19 protein-coding genes are annotated in these 21399 nt (G+C 73.4%); 11 read left to right on the top strand and 8 right to left on the bottom strand.

Annotated features, from left to right (window positions below):
• The first annotated feature begins 117 nt into the window (after positions 1-117).
• From OHL10_RS03375 to OHL10_RS03365, 3 genes are read left to right on the top strand one after another with little or no spacing between them, the layout of a single operon-like run.
• Positions 118-1224 carry an extracellular solute-binding protein gene (locus tag OHL10_RS03375; protein ID WP_265520732.1) on the top strand — a complete coding sequence of 369 codons (1107 nt, stop codon included), beginning with the start codon at positions 118-120 and terminating at the stop codon, positions 1222-1224.
• Between the two features lie 11 nt (positions 1225-1235).
• Complete coding sequence (locus tag OHL10_RS03370) at positions 1236-2828, top strand: ABC transporter permease (RefSeq protein WP_265520731.1); 1593 nt, start codon at positions 1236-1238, stop codon at positions 2826-2828.
• Complete coding sequence (locus OHL10_RS03365) at positions 2825-3988, top strand: ABC transporter ATP-binding protein (RefSeq protein WP_265520730.1); 1164 nt, start codon at positions 2825-2827, stop codon at positions 3986-3988. Before OHL10_RS03370 ends, OHL10_RS03365 begins: the two co-directional genes overlap by 4 nt.
• 31 nt (positions 3989-4019) lie before the next feature.
• On the opposite strand, the gene OHL10_RS03360 is transcribed toward OHL10_RS03365, so the two are convergent.
• The 3 genes from OHL10_RS03360 to sucC form a co-directional block, all read right to left on the bottom strand.
• Positions 4020-5243 (bottom strand): cell division protein PerM, encoded by a 1224-nt coding sequence (locus OHL10_RS03360; RefSeq protein ID WP_265520729.1) that lies wholly within the window; start codon positions 5241-5243, stop codon positions 4020-4022.
• Positions 5244-5422: 179 nt separating this feature from the next.
• On the bottom strand, positions 5423-6301 hold the full coding sequence (gene sucD, locus OHL10_RS03355; protein WP_265520728.1) for a succinate--CoA ligase subunit alpha: 879 nt from the start codon (positions 6299-6301) through the stop codon (positions 5423-5425).
• Positions 6302-6336: 35 nt separating this feature from the next.
• Complete coding sequence (gene sucC / locus OHL10_RS03350; RefSeq protein ID WP_265520727.1) at positions 6337-7512, bottom strand: ADP-forming succinate--CoA ligase subunit beta; 1176 nt, start codon at positions 7510-7512, stop codon at positions 6337-6339.
• A gap of 210 nt (positions 7513-7722) precedes the next feature.
• Here sucC and OHL10_RS03345 point away from each other — a divergent pair, with 210 nt between their 5' ends.
• Genes OHL10_RS03345 through OHL10_RS03335 form a run of 3 tightly spaced genes read left to right on the top strand, consistent with a single transcriptional unit; the run spans position 7723 to position 9849 of the window.
• Entirely contained in the window at positions 7723-9033 is a 1311-nt protein-coding gene (locus OHL10_RS03345; protein WP_265520726.1) for a chloride channel protein, read from the top strand.
• Positions 9034-9064: 31 nt separating this feature from the next.
• Positions 9065-9274: a helix-turn-helix domain-containing protein gene (locus OHL10_RS03340; RefSeq protein WP_265520725.1), complete on the top strand. Its 210-nt coding sequence runs from the start codon at positions 9065-9067 to the stop codon at positions 9272-9274.
• Positions 9274-9849: a Clp protease N-terminal domain-containing protein gene (locus tag OHL10_RS03335; protein ID WP_265520724.1), complete on the top strand. Its 576-nt coding sequence runs from the start codon at positions 9274-9276 to the stop codon at positions 9847-9849. Before OHL10_RS03340 ends, OHL10_RS03335 begins: the two co-directional genes overlap by 1 nt.
• Here the strand turns inward: OHL10_RS03335 and pcrA are convergent.
• Genes pcrA through OHL10_RS03310 form a run of 5 tightly spaced genes read right to left on the bottom strand, consistent with a single transcriptional unit; the run spans position 9829 to position 14813 of the window.
• Entirely contained in the window at positions 9829-12474 is a 2646-nt protein-coding gene (gene pcrA, locus OHL10_RS03330; protein WP_265520723.1) for a DNA helicase PcrA, read from the bottom strand. The genes OHL10_RS03335 and pcrA overlap by 21 nt on opposite strands.
• 32 nt (positions 12475-12506) lie before the next feature.
• Complete coding sequence (locus tag OHL10_RS03325) at positions 12507-12989, bottom strand: DUF456 domain-containing protein (protein ID WP_265520722.1); 483 nt, start codon at positions 12987-12989, stop codon at positions 12507-12509.
• A 36-nt stretch (positions 12990-13025) separates the two neighbouring features.
• Positions 13026-13850, bottom strand: coding sequence for an alpha/beta fold hydrolase (locus OHL10_RS03320; protein WP_265520721.1), 825 nt, complete (start codon positions 13848-13850; stop codon positions 13026-13028).
• The gene (locus tag OHL10_RS03315) at positions 13847-14398 is read right to left on the bottom strand and encodes a PadR family transcriptional regulator (protein ID WP_265520720.1); all 552 of its coding nucleotides are present in this window, start codon (positions 14396-14398) and stop codon (positions 13847-13849) included. Before OHL10_RS03315 ends, OHL10_RS03320 begins: the two co-directional genes overlap by 4 nt.
• A 49-nt stretch (positions 14399-14447) precedes the next feature.
• Complete coding sequence (locus OHL10_RS03310; protein WP_265520719.1) at positions 14448-14813, bottom strand: hypothetical protein; 366 nt, start codon at positions 14811-14813, stop codon at positions 14448-14450.
• A 384-nt stretch (positions 14814-15197) separates the two neighbouring features.
• Here OHL10_RS03310 and OHL10_RS03305 point away from each other — a divergent pair, with 384 nt between their 5' ends.
• From OHL10_RS03305 to OHL10_RS03285, 5 genes are all read left to right on the top strand, one after another.
• Entirely contained in the window at positions 15198-16937 is a 1740-nt protein-coding gene (locus OHL10_RS03305; protein ID WP_265520718.1) for a nitrite/sulfite reductase, read from the top strand.
• The gene (locus OHL10_RS03300; RefSeq protein ID WP_425498926.1) at positions 16934-17800 is read left to right on the top strand and encodes a phosphoadenylyl-sulfate reductase; all 867 of its coding nucleotides are present in this window, start codon (positions 16934-16936) and stop codon (positions 17798-17800) included. The genes OHL10_RS03305 and OHL10_RS03300 overlap by 4 nt, the downstream gene beginning before the upstream one ends.
• Positions 17797-18771, top strand: coding sequence for a sulfate adenylyltransferase subunit CysD (cysD, locus tag OHL10_RS03295; protein WP_265520717.1), 975 nt, complete (start codon positions 17797-17799; stop codon positions 18769-18771). Before OHL10_RS03300 ends, cysD begins: the two co-directional genes overlap by 4 nt.
• On the top strand, positions 18771-20168 hold the full coding sequence (locus OHL10_RS03290; protein ID WP_265520716.1) for a sulfate adenylyltransferase subunit 1: 1398 nt from the start codon (positions 18771-18773) through the stop codon (positions 20166-20168). Before cysD ends, OHL10_RS03290 begins: the two co-directional genes overlap by 1 nt.
• 93 nt (positions 20169-20261) lie before the next feature.
• Positions 20262-21356: an ABC transporter substrate-binding protein gene (locus OHL10_RS03285; protein WP_265520715.1), complete on the top strand. Its 1095-nt coding sequence runs from the start codon at positions 20262-20264 to the stop codon at positions 21354-21356.
• The last annotated feature ends 43 nt before the right edge of the window (positions 21357-21399 follow it).

Here is a 21399-nt window from a genome sequence, read left to right as displayed (position 1 = left end):
CTCAGGTAAGGATAGCCTCAACTCATCGGGGCGGCGTTGCGCCAGGCCCCACCACACCGTACCGAAGGCGCCGCCACCGGGCGCTCGGGTCCACCGCGAGATCGATGAGGTTCCTCCATGCACGCAGCACGTCGCGCGACATCACCGGCAGGTCGGCGCTCCGCCCGCCTCGCCGCTCTGCTCCTCGTCCCCGTCGTCGCCCTCGGCGCCTGCGCGAGCAGCGACGAGCCGGGCGTACCCCTGCCTGACACCGAGACGACCGACGCCGCCGACACCACCTCCGACGAGGGGCCCCTGGTCATCTACTCGGGCCGCGGCGAGGACCTGGTCGCACCGCTCATCGAGCAGTTCGAGGAGGCCAGCGGCATCGAGACCGAGGTGCGGTACGCCGGCAGCGCCGAGCAGGCGCAGCTCCTGCTCACCGAGGGCGAGAGCTCGCCCGGGCACGTCTTCCTCTCCCAGGAGGCCGGGGCGCTCGGCCTCGTCGGCGACGCGGGCCTGCTCACCGCGCTCCCCGAGGACGTCCTCGGCTCCGTCCCGGAGGCCTACGTGGCCGACGACGGCACCTGGGTCGGCATCACGGGCCGCGCCCGGGTCGTGGCGTACGACTCCGAGCAGGTCGACGAGGCCGACGTCCCCGACACCGTCGCGGAGATCATCGACCCGCGCTGGTCCGGTGAGATCGGCGTCGCGCCGGGCAACGCCTCGTTCCTGGCGTTCGTCACCGCGCTGCGCCTGACCGAGGGCGAGGACGGCGCCGCCGCGTGGCTCGAGGCGCTCGCCGCCAACGACGCGGCCACGTACGAGAAGAACAGCGCGATCCTCGAGGCCGTCAACACCGGCGAGGTCCAGCTCGGCCTCATCAACCACTACTACTGGTACTCGGCCGCCGCCGAGCAGGGCGCGGAGAACATGCGCGCCCAACTGAAGTTCGGCGCCGACGGCGACGTCGCGGCGCTCGTCAACGCGACCGGCGTCGGGATCCTCGGGGGCGGCGAGGGCCGCGCCGACGCGCTCGCCTTCGTCGACTACCTGCTCTCGGAGGACGGCCAGACGTACTTCGCCACCACGGAGTTCGAGTACCCGCTCGTCCCGGGCATCGACGGTCCGGAGGGTGTGCCCCCGCTGGACTCGCTCAACGGCCCCGAGATCGACCTGTCCGACCTCGGGACGGTCGTCGAGAGCGCCGCCCTCGTCGACGAGGCCGGGCTCACGGTCGGCTGACCACACGACGGATGACCACGACGAGCACCGGCCCGACCGGTCCGAGCCCCCGCCGACGCACCCCCGTGCGCCGGCGGGGGCGCTCGTCCGTGCACCCGTCCCCCGTGCTCCGGCTGCTCGCGCTGCTCTCCGTCGTCCTCGTCGCGACGCCGGTGATCTTCCTCGGCGTCCAGCTCGCCGGGCAGCCCGACGGCGCGGCCTGGGCGGCCCTGTGGCGGCCGCGCACGCTCTCGCTCACCCTCAACACCGTGGGCCTCGTCGCGGCCGTCACCGCCGGCACGCTCGCCATCGGCGTCCCGACGGCGTTCCTCCTCGCCCGCACGGACCTCGCCTGGCGGCGGGGCTGGCAGGTGCTCACGGCGCTCCCCCTGGCCGTGCCGTCCTACGTGGCGGGCTTCGCATGGGTCTCACTGACGCCGCTGCGCGGGTTCTGGGGCTCGGTCGTGGTCCTCGTGCTCGTCTCGACGCCCTACGTGACGCTGCCCGTGACCGCGGCGCTGCGCCGCGCCGACCTCGACGTCGAGGCGGTCGCCCGCACCCTCGGCTGCGGGCCCGTGCGGGCGTTCCGCACCGCGATCCTGCCCCAGATCGCGCCCGCCGCCGGGGCGGGTGCGCTCCTCGCCGCGCTGTACACGGTCTCGGACTTCGGCGTGGTCGCGATCATGCGGTTCCCGGCCTTCACCTGGGCGGTCCACACCGCGTTCAGCGGGTCCTTCAACCGTGCGCTCGCGCTCGTGCTGTCCGTCGTGCTGGTGGCCCTCGCCCTGGTGATCGTGCTCGCCGAACGCGCGCTGCGCCGTCGGGCAGCGGCGCCCGGACCGGTCCGCGTCGGCGCGGCGGCACCCGTCCGGCTCGGCGGCTGGCAGGTGCCGAGCACGGTGCTGCTCGCCGGCCTGACCGTCGCCGCGCTCGGGGTGCCCGTCGCGACCATGGTGGTGCGGTCGGTCGTCAGCGTCGCCGAGCGCGAGGCCGAGCTCGCGCGACTCGGCGAGGCGGCCGTCGTCACGGTCCTGCTCGGTCTCGCGGGCGCGGCGCTGGCCGCGCTCCTCGCGCTGCCGATCGGGATCCTCGCCGCCCGGTACCGGACCCGGAGCGTCGGCGCGCTCGAGACCGCGACCTACCTCGGGCACGGGCTGCCCGGGATCGTGCTCGGCCTGTCGATGGTCTACCTCACGCTCGAGCTGGTGCCCGGCATCTACCAGACGCCCCTCGTCCTGGTCCTGGCGTACGCGCTGCTGTTCGTGCCCAAGGCGGCCGGCTCGGTGCGCGCGGCCGTCTCGCAGGTCCCCGTCTCCCTGGAGCAGACCGCCCGGACGCTCGGGCGCTCGCCCGTCGGCGCGTGGTTCGCCGTCACCGGTCGGCTCGCCTGGCCGGGTGTGGCCGCGGGAGCCCTCCTGGTCGCGCTCACCGCGATGAAGGAGCTCCCTGCCACGCTCATGCTCCGCCCCACCGGGACCGACACCCTCGCCACCCGGCTGTGGCAGCTCACCGACATCGCCGCGTACGGTGCTGCGGCACCGTACGCCGTGACGCTCATCGCCGTCGCGAGCGTTCCCGCCTTCCTGCTCTCCCGCCACGCCGACCGACAGGCCGACCCCACATGACCACCGCCCCGGTAGCTCCTCCCGCCCTCACGCCCGACCCTGTCGCCGAGCGCCCCGCGCTCGTCGTGCGCGGCCTGCACGCCCGGTACCCCGGCGCGCGCCGCGGGCAGGAGGGCACGGCCGTGCTGCACGGGGTCGACCTGACCGCCGACGCGGGCACGCTCCTCGCCGTCCTCGGGCCGAGCGGCTGCGGCAAGACGACGCTCCTCCGGGTCGTCGCCGGGCTGCTGCCGGCCACGGACGGGCATGTCACTCTCGGGGACCGCGTCCTCGTCGACGGACCCGACGGCCTCGGTCCGGAGCACCGACGGATCGGGCTGGTGCCGCAGGACGCCGCCCTCTTCCCGCACCGCGACGTCGCCGGGAACATCGCGTTCGGCCTGCGGCGGCGCGGCGTCGGCGGCACCCGCTGGGACGCCGCCGCCCGCCGGCGCCGGGTCGACGAGCTGCTCGACGTCGTCGGCCTCGCCGGCACCGCGCACCGCCTCCCCCACGAGCTCTCGGGCGGCCAGCGCCAGCGTGTCGCGCTCGCCCGCGCGCTGGCGCCCCGACCGGACCTCGTCCTCCTCGACGAACCGTTCAGCGCGCTCGACGCGTCGCTGCGAACCGGTCTGCGCACCGAGGTCCGCGAGATCCTGCACCACCTCGGCGCGACGGCGGTCCTCGTCACCCACGACCAGGACGAGGCCCTGTCCATGGCCGACCGCGTCGTCGTCCTGCGCGACGGCCGGGTGGTGCAGGACGACGCCCCCGTCGACCTCTACGAGCGTCCCGCCGACCCGTGGGTCGCGCAGTTCCTCGGGGACTCCGTCACGCTGCCGGGGCGCTGGGACGGGCGGGCGGTGCAGACCGCGCTCGGTCCGCTCGCGCCGGCGGTCGCACCGGTCGCGCTCGCTCGACCCGCCGTGCGGGTGGTGCTGCGCCCCGAGCAGCTCCGGCTGGAGCCCGCGGGGAGCCCCACCGGGACCGCCGCGGCAGGCACGGTCACCCGCCGCGAGTACTTCGGTCACGACGCCCTGTTCCACGTACGCCTCGACGAGGGGACGGGCGAGCAGGGACCCGGCTCGGTCCTGGTACGGACCCTCAGCGGCTCCGGGCACCAGGTGGGCGACAGGGTCGTGGTCGGTGTCGAGGGGCCGGTCATCGTCTTCGACGGCTAGTTCGTCTCAGGACCAGACCGTCGTCGCCGGCTCAGTCGGTCGGGTGTCTGAGGCCGAGCCTGCACCACAGCAGCGCGAGGACTGCCCCGCCACCGATCTCGGCGGCGGTCAGCAGCCCTGTCAGGGCGCTGTCCGCACCGACGGTCGACAGCCGGCCCGGCCCGACGGCGCCGCTCGCCACCGCGACGAGGACCGCCACGAGGAGCCCGGCGGTCAGTGCGAGCGCGAGCGCGGCGACCGAGAGGTCCAGCCACGTCGCGCCGTCCAGCCGCCGCCAGACGAACACCCCCGCGACGACTCCCGCGAGGACCACGACGACGGGAGCACCGACGCTCACGGCGTTCGCCCAGTCGTCGCCGGGCAGGGCGCCGAGCAGCGGCACCGAGGGCAACGGACCGGACTGAGCGCCGGTCACGGTGAACGAGCTACCCTCCCCTACGGCGAACCCCGGGCCGACGAGCCACGCGACGGCCCACACGACGAGGTTCAGCAGGACGGTGAGCTGCGCGAGCCCGAGGATGACGCTGCCCGCGATCCCCGGGGCGAGGCCCGCGGCGATGTCCCCCGAGGTCGCCCGGCCGGCCAGGACCCAGGCGCCGACCAGGACCGACGCCGACGCCACGACGAGTGCGACGGCCAGCGCCCCGCCGCGCATCCCGAGCCGGGCCACGGGCGGCACGTACGGGTCGAGCCAGGCCGTGAGGTCCCCGACCCGCGGGGCGTCGGGCCGGGCGAGGATCCCGAGGCCCAGGCCGATCCCTCCGACGACGGCGCCGCCGAGGGGTGCGGCGAGCAGGTCCCAGCCCGTCGCGGACCCCGACAGCCACGCGATGGCGGTCGTCGCGAGCGCGTACGTGACGGTGCCGGCCACCCAGGCCGCGAGCGAGGTGTGGGCGGAGCGACGTGCCGAGGCGAAGCCGGTGAAGACGGCGAGCGCGGTCAGGCCGAGCGGGACGAGGGTGATGTGCGTGCCACCGGCGGTGATGGGTGCACCGTGCCCGAGCAGCCAGAACCCCGCACCGACCGAGACGGACCGCCCCCACCCGGTGCCGTCGCCGGGACCGCCGCTCGAGGCGAGGAACGCGGTGATGGCGGGGAGGATCACGACGGCGAGGGAGAGCGTGAGCGCCTGGAGCGCTGCGACGACACCGGACATCCCGTGGCGCGGCGCGCGGAACCGGGGTGGGGACGGGACGTCCGCCTCCACCGTCCGCGGGCGGCGGTCGCCGCTGGCTGTCCGGGAGGTGGCGCTCATGATCTCCATCGTCGTCGACTGCGCCGCCTTCGTCGGGCATATCGCACGGCGTGGTCCGACGCCGTGTGCACGGGCTGCGCGCACCCGGACCAGGCCGCGTGCGTGGCTGAGCATACGACGACGGCGCCCGTCCTTCGAAAAGGGGCGGGCGCCGTCGGTCGGCGATCAGTCGCCGCAGGTCAGGAGAGGATCTCGCGCATGAGCGAGGCGGTCTCGGACGGCGTCTTGCCGACCTTGACGCCCGCGGCCTCGAGGGCCTCCTTCTTGGCCTGGGCGGTGCCCGAGGAACCGGACACGATGGCGCCGGCGTGGCCCATCGTCTTGCCCTCGGGGGCGGTGAAGCCCGCGACGTAGCCGACGACCGGCTTCGTGACGTTCGCCTGGATGAAGGCCGCCGCGCGCTCCTCGGCGTCGCCGCCGATCTCGCCGATCATGACGATGGCCTCGGTCTCCGGGTCCGCCTCGAACGCGGCGAGCGCGTCGATGTGCGTCGTGCCGATGATCGGGTCGCCACCGATGCCGATGGCGGTGGAGAAGCCGAAGTCCCGCAGCTCGTACATCATCTGGTAGGTCAGCGTGCCGGACTTCGACACCAGACCGATCTTGCCGGGGCCCGTGATGTTCGCGGGGATGATGCCGACGTTCGACTTCCCGGGGCTGATGATGCCGGGGCAGTTCGGGCCGATGAGACGGACGCCGGCCTGCTGCGCGAGCGTGAAGAACTCGGCGGAGTCGGCGACCGGGACGCCCTCGGTGATGATCACCGTGAGCGGCATGCCCGCCTCGATGGCCTCGACGACGGCGGCCTTGGTGAACGCCGGCGGCACGAAGATGACCGACACGTCAGCGCCGGTCTCCTGCATGGCCTCGGCCACGGAGCCGAACACCGGGACGGTGACGTCACCCGGGAACTCGACGCTCTGGCCGGCCTTGCGGGGGTTGACGCCACCGACGACGGTCGTGCCCGACGCGAGCATGCGTGTCGTGTGCTTCATGCCCTCCGAGCCGGTCATGCCCTGGACGATGACCTTGGAGTCCTCGTTGATGAAGATTGCCATGTCTGTGTCTGTTCTCTTCTCGGGTCGTCTCGGGCTCAGGCGGCGGACGCGGCGGCCAGCTCGGCGGCGCGGTCGGCGCCGCCGTCCATCGTCTCGGCCAGCGTCACGAGCGGGTGGTTCGCCTCGGCGAGGATGCGGCGCCCCTCCTCGACGTTGTTGCCGTCGAGGCGCACGACGAGCGGCTTGTTCGCCTCGTCGCCGAGGATGCCGAGCGCCTGGACGATGCCGTTGGCGACCTCGTCGCACGCGGTGATGCCGCCGAAGACGTTGACGAACACGCTCTTGACCTGCGGGTCGTTGAGGATGACGTCGAGGCCGGCGGCCATGACGGCGGCGGACGCGCCACCGCCGATGTCGAGGAAGTTGGCGGGCTTGACCCCGCCGTGCGCCTCACCGGCGTACGCGACGACGTCGAGGGTGCTCATGACGAGCCCCGCGCCGTTGCCGATGATCCCGACCGCGCCGTCGAGCTTGACGTAGTTGAGGTCGTTCTCCTTGGCCTTGGCCTCGAGCGGGTCGGCGGCGTCCTTGTCCTCGAGCGCCTCGTGGTCCGCGTGGCGGAACCCGGCGTTCTCGTCGAGGGTGACCTTGCCGTCGAGCGCGACGATCTGCCCGTCCTCGGTCTTGACGAGGGGGTTGACCTCGACGAGAGTCGCGTCCTCCTCGACGTAGACCGTCCAGAGCTTCTGGATGGCCTGCGCCACCTGCTCCTTGACGTCGTCCGCGAAGCCGGCGGCCGTGACGATCTCCTCGGCCTTCGCGGCGTCGATGCCCACGACCGGGTCGACCGCGATCTTCGCGAGCGCCTCGGGCCGCTCGACCGCGAGCTGCTCGATCTCCATGCCGCCCTCGACGCTCGCCATGGCGAGGTAGGAGCGGTTCGCCCGGTCGAGCAGCACCGAGAAGTAGTACTCCTCGGCGATGCGCGCACCCGCGGCGATCATGACGCGGTGGACCGTGTGCCCCTTGATGTCCATGCCGAGGATCTCCGACGCCTTCTCGGCGGTCTCCTCGGGTGAGTGGGCGAGCTTGACGCCGCCTGCCTTGCCGCGCCCGCCGGTCTTGACCTGGGCCTTGACGACCACGGTCCCGCCGCCGAGCTTCTCTGCGCCTGCACGAGCCTCTTCGGGCGTGGTGGCGACCACGCCGCCGAGCACGGGAACGCCGTGCTTCTCGAAGATGTCGCGCGCCTGGTATTCGAACAGGTCCACCCTGCTGCGTCCTTCCGATTGACTAGCCTCACCGGCTGGTTCGATGTCTCGACATCAAGACATCCTGGTACAGGGTAGCCGCCGCCGCGCCGAGCGCGTAGACGGGCGGGTGACTGATTGCTCACGCCGCACGGTCACCGCCCGTCGTGCGTGATCACCGGCCGCCACCACCCGTCGCCAGCGCGGCCCGCGCATGGTTGACTCGGTGCCATGGCGCCCACGGGCTCGACGTCCACCCGGGTCCGCGACCTGGGCTCCCTGCTCGCCGCCGCCGCGGTGGTCGGCGTCCTGGCAGCGGCCGGTGCGACGATCTTCACCTCCGTGCTCCACGCCGCGGAGAACCTCTTGTGGACGACCGTCCCCGCAGCGATGGGGGCTAGCGAGCCACCCGCCTGGTGGGTGCTGCTGCTGCTCGCACTCGGCGGCGCGGGCACGTGGGCGGCCGCGCGTCTGCCGGGGCACGGCGGCCACCACCCGCTCGACGGCCTGGCGTTCGACGTGCCACCGCGCGTGCTGCCGTCTGCCCTGCTGGCCGCCTTCGCCTCGCTCGCGTTCGGCGCGGTCCTCGGACCGGAGGCGCCTCTGCTCGCGATCGGCGCGAGCGTCGGGGTCGTCGCCTTCCGTCGTGCGCGGGACGAGCGCGCGAAGGTGCTCGTGGTGGCCGGCGCCGCGGCCGCGCTCGGGCTGGTCCTGGGGAACCCGCTCGTCACGGCGCTCCTCGTCCTCGAGGGCGCGCTGCTGCGCTCTCGGGCCGCAAGGACGTCGGCGGTCGGCATGCTGCCGGTGCTCGTGGCCCTCGGCGCCGGCTACCTGCTGCGCGTCGGCGTCGACGACTGGCCAGGTGTTCACGTCGGCGAGCTCGCGGTCGGTGGCCTCACCCCCTACCCGGCGGTCCGGGTCATCGACCTCCTGGTCGGCGTGGGCGTGGGGCTCGTGGTGGCCGTGCTGATCGCGGTCGTCATGCGGGGAGCCGGGCGGCTGCGGACGCTCGTGTCGAGGGCACCTCTCGTGGGCCTGGTCGGGGCCGGGCTGGCGGTGGGCGCGGCGGCTCTCGCCGTGCGCTCCACGACAGGAGCGGATGTCGGCACCGTGCTCTTCTCCGGACAGAGCGCGCTCGACGACGTCACCGCGCTCTCGGGAGGGACGCTGCTCGCCGTGGCCCTGGCGAAGAGCCTGGCCTACGCGCTGAGCCTCGGCGCCGGGTTCCGCGGCGGCACGATCTTCCCCGCGGTCTTCATCGGGGTCGCCGTCGGGGCGGCGACGAGCGGCCTCGTTCCAGGGAGCGCGCTGTCGCCCCTGGTGGCCTGCGGCATCGCGGCCGGGGTGGCGGCCGTCCTGGGCATGCCGCTCACGGCGGTCATGCTGGGCCTCCTGCTCACCGCGCCCGCAGCGGGCCCCGCGGTAACCGTCGTCGCGGTGGTCGGCGCCGTCGTCGGGCTCGTGGTCAAGCTCGCGGCGGACGCCCGCCGACAGGGCGTCCTGCCGGACACCACGGACCACGATCCCGTCAACAAGGGTTGACACGATCGGTCACGTCAACCACAGTTGACAGATGACCCAGCACCCGCTCGTCACCGCAGCAGCCGGCGACGACCCCCGCGACGGCCTGCGGGCCGTGCGCGCGCTGCGTGACCTCGCCGACCGGCTCGAGACGCTGCAGGTGGCTCGCGCCCGGTCGCTCGGCTGGTCGTGGCAGGAGGTCGCCGACGCGCTCGGGGTCAGCCGCCAGGCGGTCCACAAGAAGCACTCGAGGAGGCCCTGATGTTCGAGAGGTTCACCGCGGAGGCACGCGGCGCCGTGACAGCGGCACAGGAGGTCGCCCGGCGGGTCGGCCACGAACGCATCGGGTCGGAGCACCTGCTCGCCGCGCTCGGCAGCACGACCGGCCCGGGCGGTCGCGCGCTCCGGTCGCTGCGCCTGGACGGGGACCGGCTCGAGGCGACGCTCGCCGGCGAGCATGGCACGACGGGTCTCGACGCCGCCGCGCTGGCCGCGGTGGGGATCGACGTGGAGGCCGTCCGCGCCAGCACGGACGCGACCTTCGGCCCGGGATCGCTGGAGCGCGCGGCACCGGCTCGGCGACGGGGCCTGCTGGCCGGTCACCTCGCGTTCACCCAGGACGCGAAGAAGGCCCTCGAGCTGTCCCTGCGCGCGGCCGTGCGCCTCGGGCACCGGAAGATCGACGGCGGCCACCTCGTCCTGGGCGTCACCGAGCTCGAGCGCGGCGGCGGCCCGGCGCTGCTGCGCGAGCTGGGCGTCGACCCGGGCGCCGTGCGCGACGCCGTGGGCGTCGCCTGGGCGGACCGGGCCGCCGGCTCAGAGCTTGGTGACGGGTGAGTAGCGCAGCAGCAGCCGCTTGGTGCCGTCCTCGCCGAAGTCGATCTTCGCGACGGCGTTGTTCCCCGCTCCCTCGACCCCGACGACCGTCCCGAGCCCGTACGCGTCGTGCGTGACCTTGTCGCCGACCGCCAGGCTCGGGATGTCGGCGTCCTTGCGGGGCGTCGCCGACCCGAACGACGCGGTGCCCGACCCGGTGCCCGTCGACCGGACCCCTCGCCCTGCCGACGACCGCGTCGACGCTGAGGTCGCGTCGTGCCGGCTCTGGACCCCGGCCCGGGGGCCCCGGGTCGACGACCCGTACCCGCCACCGGAGCCGTACCCACCGCCGGAGCCACGGCCCCAGACGGAGCCACCGGTGCGCAGCGTCTGCATGCTCGACTCGCGCCGCCGCCAGTCCCACAGCTCCTCGGGGACCTCGTCGAGGAACCGGCTCGGCGGGAACTCGTTCGCCATGCCCCAGGCCGACCGGACGGCCGAGCGGGAGATGTACAGCCGCTCGCGCGCCCGGGTGATGCCCACGTAGGCGAGGCGCCGTTCCTCGGCCAGCTCGGCGTCGTCGTGCAGCGAGCGCATGTGCGGGAACGTCCCGTCCTCCATGCCCGTGAGGAAGACGACGGGGAACTCGAGGCCCTTCGCGGTGTGCAGGGTCATGAGCGTCACGACGCCGGGGTCGACCGTCGGGGCCGCACCCTCCTGCGCACCGTCGGCGACGTCCTCGCTGGGGATCTGGTCGGAGTCCGCGACGAGCGAGACCCGCTCGAGGAAGTCCGCGAGGTCGCCGTCCGGCTCGAGCTCGCCGAACTCGGCGGCGACCGCGTGCAGCTCGGCGAGGTTCTCCACGCGGGAGGCGTCCTGCGGGTCGTCGGACGCGCGCAGCTCGGCGAGGTACCCCGTGCGGTCGAGCACCGCGCCCAGGATGTCCGCGGGCGTCGCGCCCGACTCGACGAGCTCGACGAGCCCGCGGAACAGCTCACGGAAGGCACGCAGCGGGTTGAGCGTGCGCGTCGTCATGCCGCCGATCTCCTCGGCGCGCTCGAGCGCCGCCCCGAACGAGATGCGCTCCCGGTCTGCGAAGGCCGCGACGAGCGCCTCCGCGCGGTCCCCGAGCCCGCGCTTGGGCACGTTGAGCACCCGACGCAGGTTGACGTCGTCGTCCACGTTCGCCAGGGCGCGCAGGTACGCGACCGCGTCCTTGATCTCGCGCCGCTCGTAGAACCGGGTGCCGCCGACGACCTTGTACGGCAGGCCGACGCGGATGAGCACCTCCTCCAGGGCGCGCGACTGCGCGTTGGTCCGGTAGAACACCGCGACGTCGCCGGGACGCACGCCGTCGGTGTCGCCGAGGCGGTCGATCTCCTCCGCGACGAAGCGCGCCTCCTCGTGCTCGTTGTCCGCGACGTACCCGATGATCCGGGCGCCCGCGCCCGAGTCGGTCCACAGGCGCTTCGGCTTGCGGTCCGGGTTCCGCGAGATGACGGCGTTCGCCGCGCTGAGGATGTTCTGCGTGGAGCGGTAGTTCTGCTCGAGCAGAATGGTGCGCGCGTCCGGGTAGTCGGCCTCGAACTCGAGGATGTTGCGGATCGTCGCGCCGCGGAACGCGTAGATCGACTGGTCCGCGTCGCCGACGACGGTCAGCTCGGCCGGGTGCAGCGCGACGGCCTGGGCGTCGTCGGGCGCGTTCGCCGCGGCCGAGGCGGCGCCGACGCCCGCGAGCTCGCGCACCAGCACGTACTGGGCGTGGTTGGTGTCCTGGTACTCGTCGACCAGGACGTGGCGGAACCGGCGCCGGTAGTGCTCGGCGACCGCGGGGAACGCCTGCAGGAGGTTGACGGTCGTCATGATGATGTCGTCGAAGTCCAGGGCGTGGGCCTGGGCGAGCCGCGCCTGGTAGCGGGTGTAGACGTCGGCGAGCACCTGGTCGAACTCCGGGACCTGCGCCCTGCCCTCGGCCGGGTCCTCGTCGACCGCCCGCGCCCCGGACTCGCGCACGTACGTCTCGGGGTCGACGAGCTCGTTCTTCAGGTCGGAGATCTTGTTCGCGAGCGAGCGCGCCGGGTACTTCTTCGGGTCCAGGTCGAGCTCGCGCGTCACGAGGGTGATGAGGCGCTGGGAGTCGGCGGCGTCGTAGATCGAGAAGCTGGACTTGATGCCGAGCGTCTGGGCCTCGCGGCGCAGGATCCGCGTGCACGCCGAGTGGAACGTCGAGACCCACATGCGCTGGGCGGCGGGACCGATGAGGCCCTCGACGCGCTCGCGCATCTCCGCCGCGGCCTTGTTGGTGAAGGTGATCGCGAGGATCTCCCCCGCCCGCGCGCGACCCGTGGCGAGCAGGTGCGCGATCCGGTGCGTGAGCACCCGCGTCTTGCCCGAGCCGGCGCCGGCGACGATCAGGAGCGGACCGCCCTCGTGGACCACGGCCTGGGCCTGCTCGGGGTTGAGCCCGTCGAGCAGCGAGGCCGGATCGATGTGCGCGAAGGCACCGCGGCGGGCGGGGCGCTCCTCGGCGGAGTCCACGCGGGGCGCGACCGTGGGCAGGCCGGAGGTGCCGCCGTAGTCGATGCGGCGCCCGTCGAAGGGTCCGTCGAGTCCGGGCAGGGGCAGGTTCTCGAAGAGCGATGTCATATCGCCACCAGCCTAGGCGCCCCGACCGACACTCAGGTGACGACCAGCCCGACGCCCCAGGCCGCGGCCGCCAGCAGGCCGCCGAGCAGCTGGACGACGATCGTGATGCCGGTGGCCTGCATCGCGGCGACGGTCGCGCGCCAGGCGGCGCGGCGGTCCCGGCGGCGCAGCAGCTCCGCGACGAACACCGCGAGCACGAAGCCGACGAACAGCCCGACGACCGGGATGACGAAGAACCCGACGACGCCCGCGATCCCGCCCCACACGAGGGTCGACCACGGCACGTCGGCACGGCGCATGTGGCGACCGGCGAGCACGTACTGCGCCGTCTCCGCGACCACGACCGCGAGCGCGGCGAGCGCGAAGACCACCCAGGCGGTCGTGCCGCCGGTGACGATCGCCCACACGAGGATCGCGCCGAGCACGAGCACGTTCCCGGGCAGCACCTGCACGACGATCCCGACGAGACCGACGAGGATCGCCACACCGACCAGGACCTCTGCACCCACGCTCACGGGGCCAACCCTCGCACGCCCGCGCCGGTGCGCGCGCTACCGGCCTGCGCCCGCGCTGCGCTCGGGCGGGAGCGGCACGAGCGCGGGGTGCGCGACGCCGTCGAGCACCCAGGTGCGGATCATCTCGCCGAAGAGCTCGGGGTCCTCGGCGCTCCACTGGTGGTGCATGCCGGGGGCGAGGCGCACGACGGCCTCGGGAAGCCGGCGCGCGATCGTGGCCACGGCCGTCCGCGCCGCGCCCATGTCGCGGGTCCCGGCGACGGCGAGGACGGGCGTCCGGGAGGTGTCGAGCCCCGTCGGCCAGGAACCGTCGTACATCTCCCCCACGATCCGCGCCATGGTGGCCCGCCGGATCGCCATGCCGGTCCGCACGAACACGTCGTGCGCGTCACGGGGCAACCGGTAGGCGTGGGCCTGTGCCCGCCAGTACCAGCGCCGGTCCCACACGCGCAGCTGCGCGCGGCCGAACGCCCCGGCGAGGCCGTGCACACCGTCCACCACGGCGCCGGCGGCCAGGACGGACGCGACGAGGTCCGGGTGCCGGGCGGCCAGCCGCAGCGCGACCATCCCGCCGAGCGAGAGCCCGACGACGTGCACCTCCCGACCGGTCGCGACGGCGGCGAGCCTCGCGGCGAGGTCGTCGACCGTCGCGTCGAGCGACACCCACACCTCGGCCGCGCGGGAGCCGAAGCCGGGCAGGTCGGGCGTGAGAACGTCGAGGTCGTCGAGCATCTCGACCTGCGGCTCCCACATCCACGACGCGACGTTCCCGCCGTGCAGCAGGACGACGGACGCCCGGTCCGCACCCGCCGGGGCCGGCCGCACGGCCGGGTGGTGCCCGACGTCGGCCGGGCCGGTCACGAGCGCACCTCGCGCTCGGTCTCGGCGAGCCAGTCGAGCTCGGCACGTGCGTGGGCGAGCCCGTTGCGCAGGGTCGCGAGGCGGAGAGCCAGGCCGCGGTCGGGCTCGACCGCACGGTCGGCGGCACCGACGTGCCGGGCGACCCGCTCGGCCTCGGCGGTGAGCCCCACGATCGTGGCCTCGGCCTGCGCACGACGCGTCGCGAGCAGGGTGCGGACGCCGTCGTCGTCGAGCTGGTCGGCGAAGAACAGCCGGCCGAGGAACGGCTCGCGCGAGTCCTCGGCCTCGAGGGGCGACGCGAGCCACTCGCGCAGCGCCGCGAGGCCCGCGGGCGTGATCCGGTGGACCTTGCGGTCGGGGTAGCTCTCCTGCGGCACGACCTCGACCTCCGCGAGGCCCGCGTCCACGAGCCCCGCGAGGGTCCGGTAGAGCTGCGACCGGTCGGCTGCCCAGAAGTGCTGGACCGACGAGTCGAACGCGCGCTTGAGGTCGTAGCCCGTCATGGGCCGGACCGTGAGGAGACCGAGGACCAGATACCTGAGGACCATGCGAATAGTGGACCATGCACCTAGTCCTCGGTCAAGGGTGCGCGAAGAGTCAGTTCCAGAACACCGCGACGAGGATGTTGACGAGCGTCAGCCCGCCGATGGCGTGCTTGACACCCGGGGCGACCGCGCCGTCCGAGGCCTTGGCGGCCTGCCGCTTCGCGACGAACGCGAGGACGGCGATGACGAGCGCGACGACGAGCTTGACGCCGATCTTGGCCATGTCCGGGCCGTTGCCGTCCCAGACCGCGGCCTCCCCGATCCCGACCATGGCGATCCCGGCGACGAGCGCGGTCAGCGCGCCGTGGAAGACCCCCTTGTACAGGCCCGGGGTCCGGAGCGAGGCGAGGTAACCACCGAGGACGATGGCCCAGCCGACGAAGTGGAGCGTGACGAAGACGTTGTAGAGGAATTCCATACCGCCATCGTATTTGCTGACACCAGTGTCGTGAAAATTCCGAGGCCGTGATCTTCGCCGCGTGGCCCCGGGACGCTCGCGCCGCACCCGTGAGACGGGCCGTCCGCCATACGGACGACGTCTTCCGGCTCGCGAGACCGCCGTGTACGGTTCTGGCCATGACCACGGCAGCCCGCACCCTCCTCGTGACCTCCCGTCACGGGATGCCGGTGTGCGCGCACACGTGTCTCAGCTGTTGTCGCTGAACCGCGCCCCACTCAGCGCGAGCCTCCGCTCGCTCCCTCCTGAGAACCGGCGCGCGCCGTCGGTCCTCAGCCGCTCGCACCCTCGCTGAGCATCCGTCGTCGCGCGTCCCCGCCCCCGAACGAGGACACGAGGAACACGATGACGCAGGCCACCACTGCGCCTGACCCCGCCGCAGGCAGCCCGGCCGGCACCGCCGCGCGCCCCGCCCGACCCGCTCGCGCCGCCCGCCCCCACGGGCAGTGGAAGGTCGACGGCACCGCACCGCTGAACCACAACGAGGAGTTCAAGCAGGAGGACAACGGGCTCAACGTCCGCCAGCGGATCGAGGAGATCTACTCGCGCGACGGCTTCGACTCGATCCCCGGCGACGACCTGCACGGCCGCTTCCGCTGGTGGGGCCTGTACACGCAGCGCAAGCCCGGCATCGACGGCGGGAAGACGGCCACGCTCGAGCCGCACGAGCTCGAGGACAAGTACTTCATGCTCCGCGTGCGCATCGACGGCGGCGCGCTGACCACCGAGCAGCTGCGTGTCATCGCGGGCATCTCGCGCGACTTCGGCCGCGACAGCGCCGATATCACCGACCGCCAGAACATCCAGCTGCACTGGATCGAGGTGGAGGCCGTGCCGGAGATCTGGCGCCGCCTCGAGGCCGTCGACCTCGGCACGACCGAGGCCTGCGGCGACGTCCCCCGCGTCGTGCTCGGCAGCCCGGTCGCCGGCATCGCCGCCGACGAGCTCATCGACCCGGCGGGCGCGATCGCCGAGATCACCCAGCGCTACATCGGCGTCCCCGAGCTCGCCAACCTCCCCCGCAAGTTCAAGACCGCGATCACCGGCCACCCGAGCCAGGACGTGGTCCACGAGATCAACGACGTCGCGTTCGTCGCGCACCGTCACCCCGAGCTCGGCATCGGCTTCGACGTGTGGGTCGGCGGCGGGCTGTCCGCCAACCCCCGCCTCGGCGAGCGCCTCGGCGTCTTCGCGACCGAGGAGCAGGTGCCCGACGTGTGGCACGGCGTCGTGCAGATCTTCCGCGACTACGGCTACCGCCGCCTGCGCAACAAGGCCCGCCTGAAGTTCCTGCTCGCCGACTGGGGTCCCGCGAAGTTCCGCGAGGTCCTCGAGACCGAGTACCTCGGCTACGCCCTGCCGGACGGGCCGCCCGCCCCGCAGCCCGGCGCGCCCGGCGACCACGTCGGCGTCCACCGCCAGAAGGACGGGCGCAACTACATCGGCGCGGCACCGTACGTGGGCCGGGTCTCGGGCAGCATCCTCGCGGCGGTCGCCGACCTCGCGGAGTCCGTCGGCTCCCACCGGGTGCGCCTCACCCCGCACCAGAAGCTCCTCGTCCTGGACGTGCCGGACGAGCACGTCGAGCAGGTCGTGTCCGGGCTCAAGGAGCACGGCCTGGACGCGAACCCCAGCCCGTTCCGCCGCAGCACCATCGCCTGCACCGGCATCGAGTACTGCAAGCTCGCGATCGTCGAGACCAAGGCCGCCGCGGCGCGCGCGATCGACGACCTCGAGAAGCGCCTCGGCGACCTGTCGAGCATGAAGCCGCTCTCCCTGCACATCAACGGCTGCCCCAACTCGTGCGCCCGCATCCAGACCGCGGACATCGGCCTCAAGGGCCAGCTCGTCCTGGACGACGACGGCCAGCAGGTCCCCGGCTTCCAGGTCCACCTGGGTGGCGGGCTGGCCTCGGACGACCGCGAGGAGGCAGGCCTCGGTCGCACCGTGCGCGGGCTCAAGGTCACGAACGACGACCTGCCCGACTACGTCGAGCGGGTCGTGCGCCGGTACGAGGCGGAGAAGTCCGGCGACGAGACCTTCGCCCAGTGGGCGCACCGGGCGGACGAGGGGTCCCTCACGTGAGCGCGGGCACGAGCGGCACGAGCACGAGCGACCCGCTGGCCGCGCTCCGGGCGGCCGCGCAGGCGCGGGCGGCAGGTCGGGAGACCGCCAAGGCCGAGCACCACGCGCAGCGCGCGGCGCACGCGCGCGGCAAGCGCAGCGCCGACGAGCTGCGTGAGATCGTCGCGCGCGGCCAGGCCGAGCTGCACGGCGCCGGGACCCCCGGCGTCGACGGTGCCACGACGCCGGAGGCGACCGCCGAGCAGGTCGTCGCCTGGGCCGTGCGGGAGTTCGGCACCTCGATCGCCGTGGCCTGCTCGATGGCGGACGCGGTCCTGCCGCACCTGGTCGCCGCCCAGGCCCCCTGGGTGGACGTGCTCTTCCTCGACACCGGGTACCACTTCGCCGAGACGGTCGGCACCCGCGACGCCGTCGAGCAGCAGATGGACGTGACGATCGTCGACGTCCTGCCGGACCTCACGGTCGCACAGCAGGACGCCGCCCACGGCAAGGACCTCTTCGGCCGCGACCCGGCGGCGTGCTGCCAGATGCGCAAGGTCGTCCCGCTGCAGCGCACCCTCGCCGGGTACGAGGTCTGGGTCACGGGCGTGCGCCGCGACGAGGCCCCGACCCGTGCCGGCACCCCGCTCGTCACCTGGGACGACAAGAACGGTCTCGTGAAGATCAACCCGCTGGCCGCCTGGTCGTTCGACGACCTGCTCGGCTACGCCACGCGGAACCAGGTGATCCTCAACCCGCTGCTGAACGACGGCTACCCGTCGATCGGCTGCGCACCGTGCACCAAGCGCGTCGCCCCCGGCGACGACCCCCGATCCGGCCGCTGGGCAGGCCTCGACAAGACCGAATGCGGGCTCCACACATGACGATCGACCTGACCACCGAGCAGACCGCCGAGCAGAGCGTCGGGCTCGACGACCCGACCGTCCCGGCGCACCGCCTGAGCCAGCTCGAGGCGCTCGAGAGCGAGGGCATCCACATCATCCGTGAGGTCGTCGCCGAGTTCGAGCGACCGGTGCTGCTGTTCAGCGGCGGCAAGGACTCCGTGGTGATGCTGCACCTGGCGACCAAGGCGTTCTGGCCGGCACCCGTGCCGTTCCCCGTGCTGCACGTCGACACCGGGCACAACTTCCCCGAGGTCCTCGCCTACCGCGACGCGACCGCCGAGCGCCTGCACCTGCGCCTCGAGGTCGCCAGCGTGCAGGACTACCTCGACGACGGCCGTCTGCGGGAGCGGGCCGACGGCACGCGCAACCCCCTGCAGACGCAGCCGCTGCTCGACGCGATCAGCGGTCACAAGTTCGACGCCGTGTTCGGCGGCGGGCGCCGCGACGAGGAGAAGGCCCGCGCCAAGGAGCGGGTGTTCTCCCTGCGCGACGAGTTCGGGCAGTGGGACCCGCGCAACCAGCGCCCCGAGCTGTGGAACCTCTACAACGGCAAGCACCGGCCCGGTGAGCACGTCCGCGTGTTCCCGCTGTCGAACTGGACCGAGCTCGACGTCTGGCGGTACATCGCCCGCGAGCGCATCGAGCTGCCGGGGCTGTACTACGCGCACGAGCGCGAGGTCTTCGACCGGGACGGCATGCTGCTCGCCGTCGGGCCGTACTCCTCGCCCCGCACCGACGCCGAGGCGGCGTCGCTGCGCACCGAGCAGGTCCGCTACCGCACGGTGGGCGACATGTCCTGCACCGGCGCGGTGCTCTCGGACGCCACGGGCGTCCAGGACGTCATCACCGAGGTCGCCGCGACACGCATCACCGAGCGCGGAGCCACCCGCGCCGACGACCGCATCTCCGAGGCCGCCATGGAAGACCGCAAGAAGGAAGGGTACTTCTGATGGGCACCCAGCTCACGCACGACGCCACGCCCGCCGCCGAGGGCGGGCTGCTCACCGAGCTGCCGGGAACGCTCCTGCGGCTGGCCACGGCCGGCTCCGTCGACGACGGCAAGTCCACCCTGGTGGGTCGGTTGCTGTACGACTCCAAGTCGGTCCTCGCCGACCAGCTCGACGCCGTCGAGCGCGTCTCGCGCGACCGCGGCCTGGAGAGCGCCGACCTCGCGCTGCTCACGGACGGTCTGCGGGCCGAGCGGGAGCAGGGCATCACGATCGACGTCGCCTACCGCTACTTCGCGACCGCACGCCGGGCGTTCATCCTGGCCGACTGCCCCGGGCACGTGCAGTACACCCGGAACACGGTCACCGGCGCCTCGACCGCCGACGCGGTCGTGCTGCTCATCGACGCCCGTAAGGGCCTGCTCGAGCAGACGCGCCGCCACCTCGCCGTCGCGAGCCTGCTGCGGGTCCCGCACGTGGTCGTCGCGGTGAACAAGATCGACCTCGTCGACTACTCGGCCGAGCGCTACGCCGAGCTGGCGGACGACATCCGCGAGGCAGCCGCCGCCCTCGGCGTGCCGGACATCCGGACCGTGCCGGTCTCGGCGCTCGTCGGGGACAACGTGGTGGAGCGCGGCAGCGTCAACACCCCCTGGTACGACGGCCCGAGCCTGCTCGAGCTGCTCGAGGAGCTCCCCACGGGTGAGGACCCGGACGCCGAGGCCTTCCGCTTCCCCGTCCAGGTCGTGCTGCGCCCGCAAGGCGCCGCCGTGGCCGGTGGCGCGGAGGAGTTCCGGGACTACCGGGGCTACGCGGGTCAGGTCGCCGCGGGCGTCGTGCGGGTCGGCGACCCGGTCGTCGTCCTCCCGTCGGGGCGCCGGACGACGGTCGCGGGCATCGACACGGCCGACTCCCTGCAGACCGGTACGGTCCTGGCCGAGGCGTTCGCGCCCCAGTCGGTGACGCTGCGCCTGGCCGACGAGATCGACATCGCCCGCGGCGACCTCATCGCCGCGGCCGACGAGGCCCCGGAGGTCACGCAGGACGTCGAGGGCACGGTCGCGTGGCTCTCGGACCGGCCCCTGCGACCGGGCTCGCGCGTGCTGCTCAAGCACACCACCCGCACGGTGCAGGCGGTCGTGCGGGACGTCGTCGGGCGCCTGAACCTCGACACGACGGCCCTCGACCCGGCCGAGCAGCTGGACCTCAACGACATCGGCCGCGTCACGTTGCGGCTCGCCGCACCGGTCGCCGCCGAGGAGTACCTCACCTCGCGCCGCACCGGTGCCTTCCTCCTGATCGACGGCCAGGACGGCGGCACCCTCGCCGCCGGGATGGTCGGGGACGCCCTCGCGGCCGTGCGATGTCCTGCACAGCGCCCCGGCGCGTACACGATCTGACGCACCCGCGGGGCCCGTCCCCGCGTTCGTCAGGTCGTGCACGGCCGGTCGGCGTGCCGCCGTCCACTCCCTCCCGGCCCTCAGGAAGAAGCCATGACCGAACGCACCGCACCCCGTCCGTCCCGACGTCCGTCCCTGTTCCCGTCCCGGGCCGCCGCGGCCCTCGTCGTCCTGCCCCTGCTCGGTGTGCTCGCCGCGTGCTCGACCGGCACGTCGGCCGCCTCGTCCGACGACGACTCGCTCCGGCTCGGGTACTTCGCCAACGTCACGCACGCCCCGGCGGTCGTCGGTGTCGCGGGTGGCCACGTGGCCGAGGCGCTCGGTGAGACGGAGCTCACCACGCAGGTCTTCAACGCGGGCCCGGCCGCGATCGAGGCGCTCAACGCGGGCGCGATCGACGCGACGTTCATCGGCCCCAACCCGGCGATCAACAACTTCGTGAAGTCGAACGGCGAGGCGGTGCGCATCGTCGCGGGCTCGACGTCGGGCGGCGCCCAGCTCGTGGTCCGGCCCGGGATCGAGAGCCCCGCGGACCTGGCGGGCTCCGCGCTCGCGACCCCGCAGCTCGGTGGCACCCAGGACGTCGCGCTGCGTGCGTGGCTGACCGAGAACGGCCTCGCCAACGACATCCAGGGCGGTGGCGACGTCGCGGTGACGCCCACCGAGAACGCTCAGTCCCTCGCCCTGTTCCAGTCGGGCGAGCTCGACGGCGGGTGGCTGCCCGAGCCGTGGGCGTCGCGCCTCGTGCTCGACGCCGGTGCGGAGGTCCTCGTCGACGAGAAGGACCTGTGGGAGGGCGGCGAGTTCCTCACCACGCATCTCGTCGTGCGGACCGACTTCCTCGAGGAGCACCCCGAGACGGTCGAGGCGCTGATCCGGGGCGAGCTCGCGGCGCTCGCGTGGATCGAGGAGAACCCCGACGAGGCCCAGACCCTCGTCAACGGGGAGATCGAGAAGATCGCCGGCAAGCCGTTGTCCGACGCCGTCCTCGACCGCGCGTTCTCGAACATCACCTTCACGATCGACCCGCTCGCCGGGACGCTCCAGACCCTGCTCGAGGACGGCGTGACCGCCGGGACCACCACCGAGGCCGACCTCGACGGCATCTACGACCTGCGCATCCTCAACGAGGTGCTCACCGACGAGGGCCTGGCGACCGTCTCGGCGGCCGGCCTGGGCCAGGAGTAGACCGTGTCGACCACCACCTCCCCCACCGGCAGCGCGACTGCCG

Source organism: Oerskovia flava (genome assembly GCF_026163685.1).
Classification (GTDB): domain Bacteria; phylum Actinomycetota; class Actinomycetes; order Actinomycetales; family Cellulomonadaceae; genus Oerskovia_A; species Oerskovia_A flava.
The sequence above is the reverse complement of the archived record's forward strand: the minus strand, read 5'-3'. Positions and strand labels throughout refer to the sequence as shown.

Excerpts from the sequence above, each read along its gene's own strand:
- pcrA (WP_265520723.1), bottom strand. The coding sequence starts at position 12,474 with ATGACATCGCTCTTCGAGAACCTGCCCCTGCCCGGACTCGACGGACCC.
- sucD (WP_265520728.1), bottom strand. The coding sequence starts at position 6,301 with ATGGCAATCTTCATCAACGAGGACTCCAAGGTCATCGTCCAGGGCATG.
- OHL10_RS03335 (WP_265520724.1), top strand. The coding sequence starts at position 9,274 with ATGTTCGAGAGGTTCACCGCGGAGGCACGCGGCGCCGTGACAGCGGCA.
- OHL10_RS03345 (WP_265520726.1), top strand. The coding sequence starts at position 7,723 with ATGGCGCCCACGGGCTCGACGTCCACCCGGGTCCGCGACCTGGGCTCC.
- OHL10_RS03375 (WP_265520732.1), top strand. The coding sequence starts at position 118 with ATGCACGCAGCACGTCGCGCGACATCACCGGCAGGTCGGCGCTCCGCC.
- OHL10_RS03365 (WP_265520730.1), top strand. The coding sequence starts at position 2,825 with ATGACCACCGCCCCGGTAGCTCCTCCCGCCCTCACGCCCGACCCTGTC.
- OHL10_RS03305 (WP_265520718.1), top strand. The coding sequence starts at position 15,198 with ATGACGCAGGCCACCACTGCGCCTGACCCCGCCGCAGGCAGCCCGGCC.
- OHL10_RS03310 (WP_265520719.1), bottom strand. The coding sequence starts at position 14,813 with ATGGAATTCCTCTACAACGTCTTCGTCACGCTCCACTTCGTCGGCTGG.
- OHL10_RS03360 (WP_265520729.1), bottom strand. The coding sequence starts at position 5,243 with ATGAGCGCCACCTCCCGGACAGCCAGCGGCGACCGCCGCCCGCGGACG.
- OHL10_RS03340 (WP_265520725.1), top strand. The coding sequence starts at position 9,065 with ATGACCCAGCACCCGCTCGTCACCGCAGCAGCCGGCGACGACCCCCGC.
- OHL10_RS03290 (WP_265520716.1), top strand. The coding sequence starts at position 18,771 with ATGGGCACCCAGCTCACGCACGACGCCACGCCCGCCGCCGAGGGCGGG.
- OHL10_RS03370 (WP_265520731.1), top strand. The coding sequence starts at position 1,236 with ATGACCACGACGAGCACCGGCCCGACCGGTCCGAGCCCCCGCCGACGC.
- OHL10_RS03285 (WP_265520715.1), top strand. The coding sequence starts at position 20,262 with ATGACCGAACGCACCGCACCCCGTCCGTCCCGACGTCCGTCCCTGTTC.
- OHL10_RS03315 (WP_265520720.1), bottom strand. The coding sequence starts at position 14,398 with ATGGTCCTCAGGTATCTGGTCCTCGGTCTCCTCACGGTCCGGCCCATG.
- cysD (WP_265520717.1), top strand. The coding sequence starts at position 17,797 with ATGACGATCGACCTGACCACCGAGCAGACCGCCGAGCAGAGCGTCGGG.